At 73.9% G+C, this 14,933-nt stretch carries 13 protein-coding genes; 7 read left to right on the forward strand and 6 right to left on the reverse strand.

Annotated elements, in window-relative coordinates:
• Positions 1-252 precede the first annotated feature (252 nt).
• On the reverse strand, positions 253-1,158 hold the full coding sequence (locus tag AC4H2G_RS20875; RefSeq protein WP_494367658.1) for an SDR family oxidoreductase: 906 nt from the start codon (positions 1,156-1,158) through the stop codon (positions 253-255).
• Between the two features lie 43 nt (positions 1,159-1,201).
• On the reverse strand, positions 1,202-2,110 hold the full coding sequence (gene ppk2 / locus AC4H2G_RS20880) for a polyphosphate kinase 2 (protein WP_494367659.1): 909 nt from the start codon (positions 2,108-2,110) through the stop codon (positions 1,202-1,204).
• Positions 2,111-2,199: 89 nt separating this feature from the next.
• Here ppk2 and AC4H2G_RS20885 point away from each other — a divergent pair, with 89 nt between their 5' ends.
• Positions 2,200-2,757, forward strand: coding sequence for a low molecular weight protein-tyrosine-phosphatase (locus AC4H2G_RS20885; protein ID WP_494367660.1), 558 nt, complete (start codon positions 2,200-2,202; stop codon positions 2,755-2,757).
• A 73-nt stretch (positions 2,758-2,830) separates the two neighbouring features.
• Here the strand turns inward: AC4H2G_RS20885 and AC4H2G_RS20890 are convergent, their stop codons facing one another.
• The 3 genes from AC4H2G_RS20890 to AC4H2G_RS20900 all read right to left on the reverse strand — a co-directional run bounded on the left by AC4H2G_RS20890 (position 2,831) and on the right by AC4H2G_RS20900 (position 6,216).
• Complete coding sequence (locus AC4H2G_RS20890; RefSeq protein ID WP_494367661.1) at positions 2,831-4,279, reverse strand: nucleobase:cation symporter-2 family protein; 1,449 nt, start codon at positions 4,277-4,279, stop codon at positions 2,831-2,833.
• A gap of 77 nt (positions 4,280-4,356) precedes the next feature.
• Positions 4,357-5,622, reverse strand: a complete 1,266-nt coding sequence (locus AC4H2G_RS20895; protein WP_494367662.1) for an alpha/beta hydrolase — start codon at positions 5,620-5,622, stop codon at positions 4,357-4,359.
• 54 nt (positions 5,623-5,676) lie between these two features.
• The gene (locus tag AC4H2G_RS20900) at positions 5,677-6,216 is read right to left on the reverse strand and encodes a DnaJ family domain-containing protein (protein ID WP_494367663.1); all 540 of its coding nucleotides are present in this window, start codon (positions 6,214-6,216) and stop codon (positions 5,677-5,679) included.
• A 92-nt stretch (positions 6,217-6,308) separates the two neighbouring features.
• Between AC4H2G_RS20900 and AC4H2G_RS20905 the strand changes: the two genes are divergently transcribed.
• The 3 genes from AC4H2G_RS20905 (at position 6,309) to AC4H2G_RS20915 (ending at position 10,802) form a co-directional block, all read left to right on the forward strand.
• The gene (locus AC4H2G_RS20905) at positions 6,309-7,538 is read left to right on the forward strand and encodes a pyridoxal phosphate-dependent aminotransferase (protein ID WP_494367682.1); all 1,230 of its coding nucleotides are present in this window, start codon (positions 6,309-6,311) and stop codon (positions 7,536-7,538) included.
• 67 nt (positions 7,539-7,605) lie between these two features.
• Positions 7,606-8,559, forward strand: a complete 954-nt coding sequence (locus AC4H2G_RS20910) for an endonuclease/exonuclease/phosphatase family protein (protein ID WP_494367664.1) — start codon at positions 7,606-7,608, stop codon at positions 8,557-8,559.
• A 77-nt stretch (positions 8,560-8,636) separates the two neighbouring features.
• Positions 8,637-10,802 (forward strand): MSCRAMM family protein, encoded by a 2,166-nt coding sequence (locus AC4H2G_RS20915; RefSeq protein ID WP_494367665.1) that lies wholly within the window; start codon positions 8,637-8,639, stop codon positions 10,800-10,802.
• Between the two features lie 28 nt (positions 10,803-10,830).
• Here AC4H2G_RS20915 and AC4H2G_RS20920 read toward each other — a convergent pair whose 3' ends face one another.
• Entirely contained in the window at positions 10,831-11,166 is a 336-nt protein-coding gene (locus AC4H2G_RS20920; protein ID WP_494367666.1) for a CBU_0592 family membrane protein, read from the reverse strand.
• Positions 11,167-11,381: 215 nt separating this feature from the next.
• Here AC4H2G_RS20920 and AC4H2G_RS20925 point away from each other — a divergent pair, with 215 nt between their 5' ends.
• The 3 genes from AC4H2G_RS20925 (at position 11,382) to AC4H2G_RS20935 (ending at position 14,866) form a co-directional block, all read left to right on the forward strand.
• Positions 11,382-12,302, forward strand: coding sequence for a LysR family transcriptional regulator (locus tag AC4H2G_RS20925; protein WP_494367667.1), 921 nt, complete (start codon positions 11,382-11,384; stop codon positions 12,300-12,302).
• A gap of 103 nt (positions 12,303-12,405) precedes the next feature.
• Positions 12,406-13,872, forward strand: a complete 1,467-nt coding sequence (locus tag AC4H2G_RS20930) for a lactate/malate family dehydrogenase (protein ID WP_494367668.1) — start codon at positions 12,406-12,408, stop codon at positions 13,870-13,872.
• 118 nt (positions 13,873-13,990) lie between these two features.
• On the forward strand, positions 13,991-14,866 hold the full coding sequence (locus AC4H2G_RS20935; protein ID WP_494367669.1) for a formate/nitrite transporter family protein: 876 nt from the start codon (positions 13,991-13,993) through the stop codon (positions 14,864-14,866).
• Positions 14,867-14,933 lie beyond the last annotated feature (67 nt).

Here is a 14,933-nt window from a genome sequence, read left to right on the forward strand (position 1 = left end):
TCACGGGCTCACCGCATCCGGTCCGTCTGTCGAATCGGTTGCGCGACGACTAGCGCGCAACCACCTCACGAGTCCGAAGAGTCTTCACTTCTCGGATCACCTCCTTTCGCGTGTACGACGACGGTACGTCCGACCGCGCGGACCGCGCCAGGGGTTTTCGCGCACGGAGGAGAACCACCGCGAGATCGACCCTGGCGTCACCAGATCGACCTTCTGAAGGTCGACCTCGCGACGCACGGGTCGATCTCGCGATCAGCGGCGCAGGTGGGCCCACTCGTCGGGGTAGTCGTCGAGCCAGCCCGCGAACGAGCGTGCCGGGCGCTCGGTGAAGCGCCGCACGGTGTCGCTGACGTGCGCGAGCTCGCCCGCGGCGACGGCCGTGTACGACGACACCCACCCGTCGACCTCGAACGGCGGCGCCCCGTACCTCGCACGCGACGCGTACGCCTCCTCGACGGTCTCCGGGTGGTACGTGATCTCCCGGCCGGCCCCCGCCGAGAGCAGCGCCGCGACCTCGGCGAGCGTCAGGGCCTCGGGGCCGGTGAGGTCGTAGACGGCGTCGTCGTGCCGGTGCCGGCGCTCGTCGAGGAGGACGGCGGTCGCGACGTCGGCGATGTCGTCGTGCGAGACCGACGCCACGCGGCCGTCGCCCGCCGGGCCGCGGATCACGCCGTCGTCGCCGACCATGAGCGCGAGCCCGCGGTGGTACAGGTTGTCGCGCAGGAACGTGTGCCGCAGGCCGGTCCCGCGGACGTACTGCTCGGTGTGCCAGTGGTCGCGCGCGAAGGTGAACACGGCGTCGGGCGAGGCGCCGACGAACGAGACGTAGACGAGCCGCTCGACGCCCGCGACGACCGCCGCGTCGATTGCGGCCCGGTGCGTGGCGACGCGGTCCGCGTCCTCGCGCGCGGACACGAGGAACACCGTGTCGCAGCCCGTGAACGCCCGGACCATGGCGGGTGTGTCCGTGTAGTCGCCGACGACCGCGACGTCGGACTCGGGCAACGGGTCGTCCCGGAGGCTCGGTGCGCGGGCGGCGTCGCGCACGACGAGGCGCTGCGGCGCGCCCTCGGCGGCGAGCCGGAACGCGAGCTTCGAGCCCAGCAGGCCGCTCGCGCCGGTCACCGCGATGCGCCCCGACCCCGCCCTGATCGTCATGCGTCCACGGTAGGGGCGACCCTGCGCCGCTGCGCGTCGGGTGCTACTCGTCGGCCGGCTCGTTCTTCCTCCGGATGACGAGGAGCGGGTCGGGTGTCCCGACGACCGCGTGGTCCTTGCCGTCGTAGTCGAACCGGGTGAGGAAGTGGCGCATCGCGTTGATCCGCGCCCGCTTCTTGTCGTTGGACCGGATGATCGTCCACGGCGCGTACCGCTTGTCGGTGCTCCGGAACATCTCCTCCTTGGCCGCCGTGTAGTCCTCCCAGCGGTCCAGCGAGGCCAGGTCCATCGGGGAGAGCTTCCACCGCCGCACCGGGTCCAGCTGGCGGATCGCGAACCGCGTGCGCTGCTCGGTGCGGGACACGGAGAACCACAGCTTGGTCACGTGGATGCCCGAGTCGACGAGCATCCGCTCGAACGCCGGCGCCTGCGTCATGAAGGTCCGGTACTCCTCGTCGGAGCAGAAGCCCATCACGCGCTCGACGCCCGCGCGGTTGTACCAGGACCGGTCGAACATGACGATCTCGCCCGCCGTCGGCAGGTGCTGGACGTAGCGCTGGAAATACCACTGCCCGCGCTCGCGGTCGCTCGGCTTGGACAGCGCGACCACGCGCGCGGTGCGCGGGTTGAGGTGCTCCGTGAACCGCTTGATCGTCCCGCCCTTGCCCGCCGCGTCCCGGCCCTCGAAGAGGATGATCGCGCGCCGGTCGTTGTCCTCCAGCCAGTACTGGAACTTGAGCAGCTCGACCTGCAGCCGGTACTTCTCGAGCTCGTACTCGTCCCGGTCCATGAGCGACTCGTACGGATACCCCTCCTGCCACGTGTAGACCGGGTTCCCCTCGGGGTCGATGAGGTCCGGGTCGGGCGAGTGCCCGTCCCGGACCGTGTAGCCACGGTCGCGCAGGTACTCGATGTACTCGCGCAGGTCGTTCGGGGGGTTCACGACGGTCATGCAGGTCTCCTCGGGTGCTCGACGGCCTCGCTCCGCAGGTCCAACCTCCGTCCTCCGCGGCGCGGGCGCCACCGGGCAGAATGACGGACATGAGCGAGCCGTACCGCGTGATGATCGTCTGTACCGGCAACATCTGTCGATCCGCGATGGCCGAGGTCGTGCTCCGCGACCGGTTCGAGGCGGCGGGTCTGGGCGACCGCGTGGTCGTCGACTCGACGGGGGTGAGCGACGAAGAGCGTGGCAACCCGATCGACCGCCGGGCGCGGACCGTCCTCCTCGAGCACGGGTACGCCGTCGACGGGACGCACCGCGCCCGTCAGGTCCGGGCCGACGAGCTCGCGTCGCGCGACCTCGTGCTCGCGATGACGACGCAGCACGCGCGGGCGCTCCGAGGCCTCGCGGAGGGCCGTCGCGGGGCGGCCCGGCCCGGTGCGGCCGGGCCCGGTGCGACCGTTCTCGCGGAGCGGCTCCGGATGTACCGCTCGTTCGACCCCGCCGCGCCGCACGTCGCGCCGGGCGAGCCCGAGACCGTCCTCGACGTCGCCGACCCCTGGTACGGCGGCGCGCAGGACTTCCAGGACTGCCTGGCCGAGGTCGAGGCGGCCGCGGACGGCGTCGTGGAGCACGTGCGCGCTGCGCTCCGCTGACCGGGGACACGCTGTGGGCGGGCAATGGGCCTGGTCCACCGGTCGGAACCGAGCCCATTCCCCGCCCCAGCGGTCAGCGGTCCGGTGTGCCCGGCTCCGGCTCGCCCGACGGCGCGGCGGTCGCCTCGTCGTACGTCGTGACCGCGGGGGCCGGGCCGCGCAGCGCGTCGTGCGGCGCGAGCTCCTGCTCGTCCTGCCGCGACGCGTCCCGCGAGGCACGGAGCTGGTCGCCGTTGAGCAGCAGGTTGAGCAGGATCGCGCAGATCGCGCCCGAGCTGATGCCCGAGTCGAAGATCAGCCGGAACCACTGCGGGAACTCGGCGTAGATCTCCGGCTTCACGGTCGGCAGGAGCGCGACGCCGAGCGAGATCGCGACGACGAGGATGTTCTTGTTCGTGAACGTCACCTTGGTCAGCGACCGGATGCCGGACGCGGCGACCATGCCGAACAGCGCGACGCCCGCGCCGCCGAGCACCGCGCTCGGCACGCCCTCGACGACCGCCCCGACCTTCGGCACGAGGCCCAGCACGACGAGGATCGCGCCGGCCATCGTCGCGACGTACCGGGACTTCACGTTCGTCAGGCTCACCAGGCCCACGTTCTGCGCGAACGCCGTGTACGGGAACGTGTTGAACGCGCCGCCGATCACGGTCGACAGGCCGTCGGCGCGCAGGCCGTCCGCGAGGCGCCTCCTCGTCACCGGCTTCTCGACGATCTCGCCGACGGCGATCATGTCGCCCGTCGTCTCGGTCATGATGACGAGCCCGACGACCAGCATCGAGAGCACGGCCGCGACGGGGAAGGTCGGAAGGCCGAAGTGGAACGGCGTGACGAGCGCGAACCAGCCCGCCTCGCCCACGCCCGACCAGTCGACCTTGCCCATCGGGAGGGCGACGAGCGTGCCGAGCGCGAGCCCCAGCAGCACCGAGACCCGTGCGAGTGCTGGCGGCGCGAACCGCTCGACGAGCACGACGAACAGCAGCGTCCCCGCGGCGAGCGCGAGGTCCGACGGCGCCGCGCTCTCGCCCTGCGCCGTGATCCAGCCCGCCGCGACGTCCATCAGCGTCACACCGATGATGAGGATGACGGTCCCGGTGACGATCGGCGGGAAGAACCGCAGCAGCGCCGAGAAGAACGGCGCGACGAGGATCATGAAGAGCCCGCACGCGATCGTCGCGCCGAACACCGCCGTGATGTCGTACGTCGTGCCGATCGTGATCATCGGGCCCACGGCCGCGAACGTCACGCCCTGCATGAGCGGCAGCCGCACGCCGAACCGCCAGAACCCGACGGACTGGAGGATCGACGCGAGGCCCGCGACGAACAGGTCTGCGCTGATGAGGAACGCGAGGTCCTGCGCGGAGTACCCGAGCGCGCCGCCCACGATGAGCGGCACCGCGACGGCGCCGGCGTACATCGCGAGGACGTGCTGCAGCCCGAGCGGGAAGAGCCGCGCGAACCGCGGCACCTCGTCGACGGGATCCGTGGCGCGCTCCGTCTCGCGCTCGGTCGCCTGGGTCATGGGCAGCCCTCCCTCGTCCGGTCGGCGGCCGGAGGCCACCGTCGACCGCACGCTAGGGCCGCACCGTCACCGCGGGGTCACCGCTGCGTTTCCGCGGTGTGACGCGTCCCGCGACGCTGTGCCTGTCCGCCTGCCTGTCCGCCTGCCTGTCCGCGTGCCCGTCCGCGGACGCGTCCCCGGACCTGCCCGACGACGGTCCCCGCCGTCCGTGCGACCCGGCGCCCCCAGCCGTGCAGCACCCGCACGAGGCGACGCGCCCCGTGCGCGGTGGGCGCGCCGTCGTCCACGGGCCCCGCGCCCGGCTGCTCGGACCTCGGCGAGGAGGCCTCGTCGTCGGCCGGGCGGACCGGCGCGGGGAGGTATGCCGTGAGCCACTGCGCGAGGCGCCCGTACGCGAGCGCGCGCACCGGGCGGGCGGAGAGCACGACGTCGTGCAGCGCGCCGTCGATGCGCGCGACCGTCACCAGGTCGCCGAGCTGGACGGACCGCCGGGCGACGCCGTCCACGTCGATCGCCGTGTCGGTGTGCGCCATCTCCGGGACCCAGCGGGGCGCGAGCGTGCTGCGCGTGGACAGCAGGACGAGCACGGGCACCCCGATGCCGAGGCCGCGCGCGACCTCCTGGTGCCCGTGGAAGACCGCGGTCAGCCACGCGGGCGTCGTGCTGAAGCCGTGCTGCGGACGCCACGCGAGGTCGTACGTCCACTCGCCGCCGAAGTCCTTGCTCACGGTCCGCGTGTAGAAGCCAAGGTCCACGTTCGGCAGCGGGCGGGTGGGGGTCAGCCGGGCGCGGGCGCCGATCACGGGCTCGAGCAGCAGCCGCCCCACCTCGCGCGTCTGGAACTCGAGCCAGGGGCTGTTGAGCACGACGGCGGACGCCCGCCCCGGGTGGTGCGCCGCCCACAGGCTGAGCGTCAGCCCGCCCGTGGAGTGGCCCATGAGGACGAGCCGGCGCCGGCTCGTGCGCGGAGTGCCGTGACCGATCGCGTCCAGGGCCGCCTCGACGTCCTCGTCGTACGTCGCGAGGGTCGTGACGTAGCCCGGCGTCTGGCCCGGGCGCAGGGAGCGGCCGTACTTGCGCAGGTCGAGCGCGTGGAACCGCGCACCGTGGGCCTCCCAGAACTCCGCGAGCCCGGTCTGGAAGAAGTAGTCGGACCAGCCGTGCACGTAGAGGACGTCGAGGTAGGGCTCGGGGCCGCCCGTGCCGCCCGGCGCAGTCGCGTCCGCCCCGGCCCGACGGCGCCGCACGAGCGTGGCGACCACGTCGCCCTCGTCGTCGGGCGCGAGGGGCAGCGTGAGCTGCTCGTAGTCGTCCCCGAGGACGTCGGGCTGCCACTCGGCCATGGGGCCGACCCTAGGCGCGACTGGCGCGGGCCGCTCGGCGTCCCTGGCGGCGGTTCAGCGGCTCGCGCGGCGGGCGCGCCAGCGCGCGACCTCCGTCTCGACGTCGCGCGTCGGCGTCACGACGGGTGGCCCGCCGAGGAGCTGGCGGCGGGCGTCGACGACGCGCGCGTTGAAGTCGTCGAGGATCTCGCCGACGACCTTCTCGTCGAGCTCCTGGTCGAGGCGGTCGTCGAGGCCCCGGTCCTCGGCCTTGAGCAGCATCGCGGGCGGGCCGAGCCCGGTGAGCTGCTCGCGCTCGATGACGCTCTTGAGCCACCAGTCCGGGTCGTGGCGGCCCGTCAGGCCCGGGATCGGCTTGCCCGCGAGCGGCAGGTCGTCGAACTCACCGCGCCGGATCGCCTGGTCGATCACCACGTCGACGTAGCGCGCGCGGTCCTCGGGCCGGACCCGGCGCGGCGTGCGCACGGTCTCGGCCTCGTCGGTCTCGGAGTCTGTGACCCTGGCGTCCTCCCGCTGGATCTCACGGTCGACGCGGTACTGCGCCGCGCGGCGGACCGGGTCGTCGTCGGGCACTCGCTGTCGTCTGCGGAACACGGTGCGTCTCCTGTCGCATCGCTCGGTGTTTCGTCTCGGGACCAGCCTAGGCAGAGCGTCGCCGGCGGCATGATGGGGGCATGTCCGGGTCGATGAAGGTCTCGCGCCGCTCGCACGTGCCGCCGTTCGCCGTCATGCAGGTGCTCGCCGAGGCGAACCGGCTGCGCGACGCCGGGGCGTCGGTGCTGAACCTGTGCGCGGGTGAGCCGGCGACGGGGGCGTCGGACGTCGTGCGGCGCCGCGCGATCGAGCTCCTCGAGAGCGGCGACCTCGGGTACACGGAGGCGCTCGGCGTCCCCGCGCTGCGCCGCGCGATCGCCGAGCACTACGGCCGCTGGTACGACGTCGAGGTGGACCCCGCGCGCGTCGCGGTGACGACCGGGTCGTCGGGCGGCTTCCTCCTCGCCTTCCTCGCGGCGTTCGACGTCGGCGACCGCGTCGCGCTCGCCCGCCCGGGGTACCCGGCGTACAAGAACATCCTCGCCGCCCTCGGGTGCGAGGTCGTGGAGCTCGACTGCGGGCCGGAGACGCGCTACCAGCCGACGGTGTCGCAGCTCATGGAGGCCTATTACGGCGGCGGTCTCGACGGCCTCGTGCTCGCGAGCCCCGCCAACCCGACCGGGACGATGATCCTCCCGGACGAGCTCGCGGCGGTGGCCGCGTGGTGCACCGACCACGACGTGCGGCTGGTCAGCGACGAGATCTACCACGGCATCGTGTACGACGACGGCTCCTCCTCTCGTACATCGGTGCCGGAGGTCCTCGGCGGTGGGCCGCAGGCGGTCGTCGGAGGCGGCTCGCCGACGGCGGCCCGTTACACGCGCGATGGCGCCGTCGTCGTCAGCTCGTTCTCCAAGTACTGGGCGATGACGGGCTGGCGGCTCGGGTGGCTCGTGCTGCCCGACGAGCTCGTCGGACCGGTCGACGCGCTCGCGGGCAACGTCGCGCTGTCACCCCCCGCGCTCGCCCAGCACGCGGGCGTCGCGGCGTTCTCGCCCGAGGGGTACGCCGCCGCAGCGGAGAACGTCGCGCGCTACGCGGCGTCGCGCGAGCTCGTCCTCTCCCGGCTCGACGACCTCGGCTGGTCACGCGTCGCACCCGCGGACGGCGCGTTCTACGTCTACGCCGACGTGTCGGGCGACGGGATGGACTCCGTGACGTGGTGCGAGCGGCTGCTCGCCGAGGCCGGGGTCGCGCTGACCCCGGGCACCGACTTCGACGGCGTGAACGGGCGCGCCTGGGTTCGGCTCTCCTTCGCGGCGGCGCCCACGACGGTCGCCGAGGCCGTCGAGCGAGTCGTCGCGTGGCGAGGCACGCTCTGACCTCCTGCCCGAGCTCCCGAGATAGCGATCCCCGGTCGAGATAGCGACCCACGACCCAGGATCGGGGGTGCTCGTGGCCGGAGGTCGCTATCTCGCGGGTCTGGTCGCGACCGTCGCCGGGGCGCGCGAGGATCGAGCGGTGCCGACCGCCCCGACCCCGTCGCCGCTGCCGCCCAGACCCGACGGCGTGCTGCGCCTCGCGACGTTCAACACCCTGCACGGCGCCGCGCTCGACGGGACCGTCGACGTCGAGCGGTTCGCGCGCGCCGTGGCCGCGCTGGACGCCGACGTCCTCGCGCTCCAGGAGGTCGAGCGCGACTCGCCGCGCTCCCGCCGGGCCGACCTGGTCGCCGTCGCCGCCGAGGCGCTGGGCGCCGAGCACCACCACCTGTCCCCCACGTTGCGCGGCGTGTCCGGCGCCTGGGCGCCGGCGGGCCGCCCCGGCCGCGGCGTCCGGCGGGTCCCCGGCGTCGCGTCGTTCGGCATCGGGCTCGTGAGCCGGTACCCCGTCGACCGGTGGCTCCGGCTCGAGCTCGACCGCATGCCGTGGCGGTCGCGGGTCCGACGGCGCTCGGCCGGGTCGGGCGCCGCGCGCTGGGTCCCGCTCCGCGTCGTCCCCGACGAGCCGCGAGCGGCGCTCGCGGCAGCGGTGCGGACGCCGTGGGGCACGCTGACCGTCGTCACGACCCACACGACGTCCCGGCCCGAGTTCACGGCGGACCAGTTCCGGTCCTTCGTGCGCGCCTGCGCGCCGCTCCCCCGGCCGCTGGTCGTGCTCGGCGACCTCAACCTCCGGGCACCCGAGCCCGCCGAGATCAGCGGGTGGAACGCGCTCGCGGAACACCTCACACACCCGGCCGACCGCCCGGTGCGGCAGATCGACCACGTGCTCGCCGACGCCGCCCCCGGCGGTCCGGTGGTGCAGGCGGTCGGCCCCGCGGTCGCCGTGGACACGGGGCTGTCGGACCACCGGGCGCTCGTCGTGGACGTCGTCGTCGACGACGCGGGCGTGCCGGGCTGAGGTCCGCGCTGCCGGCTCGTCGGGCCCGGCGCCCGTCTCCCGCGCGGTCGGAGCAAGCGTCTCCTACTGTGACCCGTGTGGGCCACGTCACACGAGCACTCGCCAGCTGTGCCACGCTCCTCCTCGTGCTGCTCGCGGCGCTGGTGCCCACGACCTCTGCGAGCGCCGTGACGACGGCGGGCTGGGCCGACTGGCAGCCCCTCACCGGGTCGGCGGGCGGGTGGACCACGACGATGCAGCTCCCCGCCGGCGGCTTCCCCGCGGCGACCATGACGTCGGACTCGCGCGGCGGGCAGGTGGGCGTGCAGTCGGGTGCGAGCAGCTGGCTGAGCACCGCGACGCCGCCCGGTGCGGTGTTCGGCTCGAGCCAGGGGCAGGCGTACCTCAACCTGCGGCCGCGCGCGGACAACGCGACGTCGCCGTCGACCACCACGTACACGTTCGAGCGCCCCACGCCGGCAGGCGGGTGGGCGTTCGTCCTGGGCGACATCGACGCGGACCGCGCCGTCGTGGTCGCGCGCGGCGAGGACGGCCAGCTGCTCACCGGTGCGGAGCTCGGCTGGCAGGAAGGGTTCAACTACTGCGCGGTGTCGCCGCGGCCGTCGTGCACGGGCAGCGCGACGGACGTCGCGACCTGGGACCCGGTCACCGGCGAGGTGGCCGGCAACCTGGCCGGCACGGACACGTCGGGTGCGGCGGGCTGGTTCCGGCCCACCGTCCCCGTCACCAGCCTGACGATCTTCTTCTTCCAGAGGTCGGGTTTCCCCGTCTACCAGACCTGGTTCGCCTCCCTCGCGCGCGACATCACGGGTGTGGTCGACCTCGTCGACGCCGACGGCGCCCCCACGGGCTCGGTGGTCGCGGGGGCGACCCTCACGCTCTTCGGGCCGGACGGCACCGCCCTCGCGACGACGACGTCGGCGCCCGACGGGACCTACTCCTTCCCGGGCTACACCGCCGCGGCCGGGTATGCGGTCGAGCTCACGACCCTGCCCACGGCCGGCGGCGACTTCCCGTTCGGCCTCGTCCCGTACGGGTCGCGGACGGTCACGGACGTCGACCTCTCGGAGACCGATGCGACGGGGGTCGACCTCGCGGCTCGCGAGATCGAGCCCATCGCGGTGAGCGGGACGGTCCTGTCCGACGTCGGCGTCCCCGTCCCCGGCGCCACCGTCACGCTGGTGCCCGCCGACGGGGGCCCGCCGCGGACGGCGGTCACGAACTCCCAGGGCGCGTACGTCATCGACGACGTGGTGTGGGACGTCGCGGCGGGCCAGCCGCTCGAGTACACGTTCGCCCTCGCGGACCTGCCCGCGGGCTTCACGGTGACGACGACGCCGCCGACCCTCGTCGTCGACGTCGGGGGGGAGGCGCCCAGCACGGGCAACGACTTCGTCGTCCAGGCTCCCCCGGCGCTCTCCGGTGCGGTCACGGCGGGCGGCGCTCCTGTCGCGGGCGCCGTCGTGACGGTCACCGGCCCCAGCGGCACGGTCACGATCCCGACGGCCGCCGACGGCACCTACGCGGCCGAGCTCCTCCCGCCGGGCGCGTACACCGTGAGCGTCGAGGTCCCGTTCGGCTACACGGCTGACGGACCGACGACGCGGACGGTGACCGTCACGGCCGACGACGTCACGGACGTCGACTTCGCGCTCGCGCGGCCGGGGGCGGTCGGTGGTGTGATCTCGGACGACGACGGCGCACCGGTGCCCGGAGCGACCGTGACGGTGGACGGGCCGGACGGTCCGGTCGAGCTCGTGACCGACGCCGCCGGCACGTACTACGTCGACGACCTCGCACCGGGCGACTACGCGATCAGCCTCACGGTGCCCGCCGGCTACACCGCGACGTCGACGGAACGGCAGGTGACGCTGAGCGCCGCGGGCGAGAATCGCCTCGACCAGGACTTCACGCTGATCGTCGACCCGCCGGTCGACCCGCCGGTCGACCCGCCGGTCGAGCCGCCCGTCGACCCGCCCGTCGACCCGCCGGTCGAGCCGCCCGTCGATGCCCCGGCCGGTCCTCCCGGGTCCGGTAACCCGACCGGCCCGGAAGGACCGGCGGGCAGCAGCACCGGGACCGGTGGTGGGCTCGCCGCGACCGGGGCGACGACGTCGCCCGTGCTCGCGTCCGCGCTCGTGCTGCTCCTCGTGGGCGGGCTGCTCGTCGCCACGACCAGGGGACGCGCCGGGACGACCGCCGCGACCGGTCCGGCTGGACGCGCGGCCGGTCGGGTCGGCTGACCGCCGCGGCACGCGCGGCGACGTGCCGTCAGGCGGCGAGCACGACCTCTTCGGGCGTCGGGTCGCCGTCGGTCACCGACACGGGCGCGGCGGCCGGGCGGCGTCGGGCCCGGCGTGCCCGGAGGATGAGCACGACGGCCTGGACGCCGATGACGACCCACACGAGGTTCGCGAAGACGGACGGCCACACGCCGTTCGTCGCCGCGACGAGACCCATGAGACCGGCCGCCGTGAGGTTGGTGAGCTGGAAGGGCGCGGACGACGCGGCCCAGCGGCCGCGGGTGACCTGCGCGTAGGCGACGACGCCGGCGGCGGCGCCGATCCAGCCGAGGAGCATGACGAACGTGTCGAGGGTGATGGGCACAGCAGACTCCGGCGACGAGGAGGTGGGTGGAGGGGGGGTTCCGCGACGCTGCGGTGGCTGTGCGCTCCGGGCTCGTGGCTGGTGGCGCGGGTGGTGCGAAGCTCGGGCGCCGACCCGTAAGGAGGAGGAAACCGACCGGCGCCGTGCACCAGTGTGGGCGGGATTCTCGTTCAGCACAATCGAACGCTGCTGGACCAGCCGTTTAGTATCGCTACATGGCGACGGACCCACGCAGACTTGCCTTCCTCCTTGCCGTGCACCGGGGCGGAGGTGTGCTCGCGGCAGCGGATCTGCTAGGAATCACCCCGTCCGCCGTCTCGCAGCAGATCCAGCGGCTCGAGGCCGAGGAGGGCGTCCTCGTGCTCGACCGCGGCCCGCGCGGCGTGACCCTCACACCGGCCGGGCGCGTGCTCGCCGACGTCGCCGAGCGCATCGAGACCGAGCTCGTCGAGGCGCGCAAGGAGCTCGCCGCGCTGGGCGACGAGGTCGCGGGTCGTGTCGCCGTGGGGGCGTTCCAGTCCGCGATCCGCGCGGTCGTGGCTCCCGTCGCGGCGCGCCTCGCCGAGACCTCGCCCGGGATCGAACTCGACGTGCAGGAGCGCGAGCCCGCCGAGGCCCTGCGCCTCCTGCGCGCCGGCGAGCTCGACGTCGTCCTCCTCGAGCGAGACTTCGAGGCCGCGGAGGCCCCCGCGCCACGCGGCACGCACGAGGTCGTCCTGCTCGAGGAACCCTGGCGGCTCGTCGTCCCCGCCTCGATGCCCACCCCCGCCCGCCTCGACGACGTGCGCGACGCCGTCTGGCTCGGGCCGCAGCCGGACACCGCCGCGGCGCGCGCGCTGCGCCGGCTCTCGAAGGGCCTCGGCGGAACCCTGCGGACGCAGCACCTGTACTACGACTTCGACGTCGCGCTGTCGCTCGTCGCGGTCGGGCTCGGGGTCGCGATGCTCCCGGCGCTCGCGGTCGAGGGCGGCGCGTCCGACGAGGTGCCCGACGGCGTCACGGTCGTCGGCCTGCCGGGTCTCGGTTCGCGCCGGCTCGTCGCACGGCACCGCGCCACGCGGCACGAGCCCCGGCCGGTGGTCAGCGCGGTCCTCGACGAGATGGTCGACGCCGCGGCGGAGATCTCCTTTGCCTGACGTCGCGAGATGCGAGAAGTGGTCGTCTCGGCCGACGTCCGGGCGGCAACGAGTCGCATCTCGTCGCGCCCGGGTGGGCGAGGCTGCGACGTACGCTGCCCGGGTGGACGTAGCGGTGATCGGTGCGACGGGGGACGTCGGGCGCCAGGTGTGCACGCAGCTCGTCGAGCGGCGGGTCCTGCCGCCGACGTCGCGCCTCCAGCTCGTCGGACGGCGTGACGGCGCGTCAGCCCGCGCGGTGCACGGGCTGCGGGCCGACCTCGTCGACGCCTACGACGAGCACGCACCCCTCCTCGACGTCGCCCACTCCCCCGCCGACGTCGTGGCCGACGTCATCGTCGTCGCCGCAGGTCTCACGGCTCCGGCACGTGCGGGTGCGGACCCGGACCGCCGACTGCTCGCGGCGACGAACCGCGCGGTCCTCGCGGAGCACGCCGAGGCGATCGCGCGGTACGGGTCGGGGCACGAGGTCGTCATCGTCGTGACGAACCCCGTCGAGCTCGGTGTCGCCGTCATGGCCGAGCGGCTCGGCCGGCACCGGGTCCTCGGGATGGGCGCGTGGCTCGACACGCTGCGGTTCCGCCGCGAGATCGCGGTCGAGCTCGGGGTGCGTCGCCATCGCGTGGGCGGCTTCGTCGGCGGTCAGCACGGCGAGGACGCCGTGCCGCTGTGGTCGACGGTCCGCGTGAGCGGGTTGGACCTCGACGAGCGGCGTCGCGCCGTCGCGTCCCTGCGCCGGGGCCGCCCGCTCGACGTCCTGCCCGCAGAGATCGCCGCGGCGAAGCAGGAGCTCGCCGCCGTCGCGACACGGGACATCGGCGCGGCGTTCGACCTCATCGACACGTGGCCGGCCGACCTGCGGACGGTCACCCGGCCGTGGATGACGCACCAGTCCGGGGCCAAGACCCCTGCGGGGACGGCGAGCGCGACGGTCGACCTCGTGGAGACGCTCCTCGACGGGCGCGAGATCGTCGTGGCCGGCCAGGTGGCCCTCGACGGCGAGGTCTCGATCGGTGCAGCGGGCGAGCCGTTCCGGGGCGTGCTCGGCGTCCCCCTCGTCCTCGGACCGGAGGGGTGGACGCGCGTCCTCCTCGATCCCCTGCCCGACGACGAGGCGCGCCGACTCTCCGAGGCGGCGGACGGCGTCGGGCACATGCTCGCCGCCGTCACGGACCGCCCGGGCGAGCCTGGCGGCCCGGCCGGTCTCGCTCGGCCGGCCGCGCCAGCCCGGCCCTCTGAGCCGACCGCGAAGGCGGCACCCGCGAAGGCGGCACCGCGGACCGACGAGCGCGCGGCGGCCGAGGTCGACTGGGTCGCGACCGTGCACGGCGACGACCGGCCCGGGACGCTCACCGCGCTGACCGGCGTCTTCTCCACGCGCGGCGTGAGCTTCGACTCCCTCGCCACCCGACCGGCCGACGACGGCGGCCGCGTCGGCCGCATCGACGTCACCTTCAGCGCGACCGAGCGCCGCACACGCGCGCTCGAGCGGGCGGTGGGCCGGCTGGCCACGGTGCGGTCCGTCGTCGTGCAGCCCGCGCCGATCTCACAGCCCGCCCGCCGTGGGTGAGCGAAGACCGTAACGAGACCGGGCGGGCAGGGACACGCCGGGGAAACGCCCGGCTCGTAGCGTCGAGGCACGCCGCACCGCGGCAGGCCACCGACGACCTCTCCCCCGGAGCCGTGCCATGTCCTACCTCAAGCCCGCCGAGCTGGTCCCCACGATCGTGGACGCCGGCGCGAACAAGGTCCTGCTGTCCACGCGGGACACGCTCATCCGGTCGATCATGGGCGGCGCGATCCTCACGATGGGCGCCGCGTTCGCGGTGACCATCACGGTGACGACGGGCTCGGCGCTGCTCGGCGCGGTCCTCTTCCCGGTCGGCTTCATCATGCTGTACCTGCTCGGGTACGACCTGCTCACCGGCATGTTCGTGCTCGGTCCGCTCGCGTGGCTCGACAAGCGTCCCGGCATCACCTGGCGAGCCATCCTGCGCAACTGGGGTCTCGTGTTCCTCGGGAACTTCGTCGGGGCCTTCATGGTCGCGGTGTTCGTCGCGATCGTCGTGACGTACGGGTTCGCCACCCCGCCCAACGAGGTCGGCGAGGCGATCGGGCACATCGGCGAGGGCCGCACCGTGGGCTACGCGGAGCACGGGGCGTCGGGCATGCTCACGCTCTTCGTGCGCGGGATGCTGTGCAACTGGATGGTGTCCATGGGCGTCATCGGCGCGATGATCGCGAAGGACGTCCCGGGCAAGGCGCTCGCCATGTGGATGCCCGTGATGCTGTTCTTCTTCATGGGCTTCGAGCACTCGATCGTCAACATGTTCCTCTTCCCGTCGGGCCTGCTGCTCGGCGGCGAGTTCACGATCATGGACTACCTCGTCTGGAACGAGATCCCCACGGTCGTCGGGAACCTCGTAGGCGGCCTCCTCCTGACGGGGCTCCCCCTGTACTACACGCACGGCCGACAGAAGGCGCGTCGCGACGCCGATGCCGCGCCCGTCGCCCAGGTCGCGGAGCCGACGGCGCAGCGCGAGCTGGTCTCCGAGCCCGCCTGACCCGGACCGGGTACGGGCTCGGCGCGGGCCGGTACGATGGGCTCCACAACTTCATGCTTCACCGGTG

Source organism: Cellulosimicrobium sp. BMG9.23 (assembly GCF_059159985.1).

Coding starts and splice junctions, on each gene's coding strand:
- AC4H2G_RS20875 (WP_494367658.1), bottom strand. CDS start 1,158: ATGACGATCAGGGCGGGGTCGGGGCGCATCGCGGTGACCGGCGCGAGC.
- ppk2 (WP_494367659.1), bottom strand. CDS start 2,110: ATGACCGTCGTGAACCCCCCGAACGACCTGCGCGAGTACATCGAGTAC.
- AC4H2G_RS20885 (WP_494367660.1), top strand. CDS start 2,200: ATGAGCGAGCCGTACCGCGTGATGATCGTCTGTACCGGCAACATCTGT.
- AC4H2G_RS20890 (WP_494367661.1), bottom strand. CDS start 4,279: ATGACCCAGGCGACCGAGCGCGAGACGGAGCGCGCCACGGATCCCGTC.
- AC4H2G_RS20895 (WP_494367662.1), bottom strand. CDS start 5,622: ATGGCCGAGTGGCAGCCCGACGTCCTCGGGGACGACTACGAGCAGCTC.
- AC4H2G_RS20905 (WP_494367682.1), top strand. CDS start 6,309: ATGAAGGTCTCGCGCCGCTCGCACGTGCCGCCGTTCGCCGTCATGCAG.
- AC4H2G_RS20925 (WP_494367667.1), top strand. CDS start 11,382: ATGGCGACGGACCCACGCAGACTTGCCTTCCTCCTTGCCGTGCACCGG.
- AC4H2G_RS20935 (WP_494367669.1), top strand. CDS start 13,991: ATGTCCTACCTCAAGCCCGCCGAGCTGGTCCCCACGATCGTGGACGCC.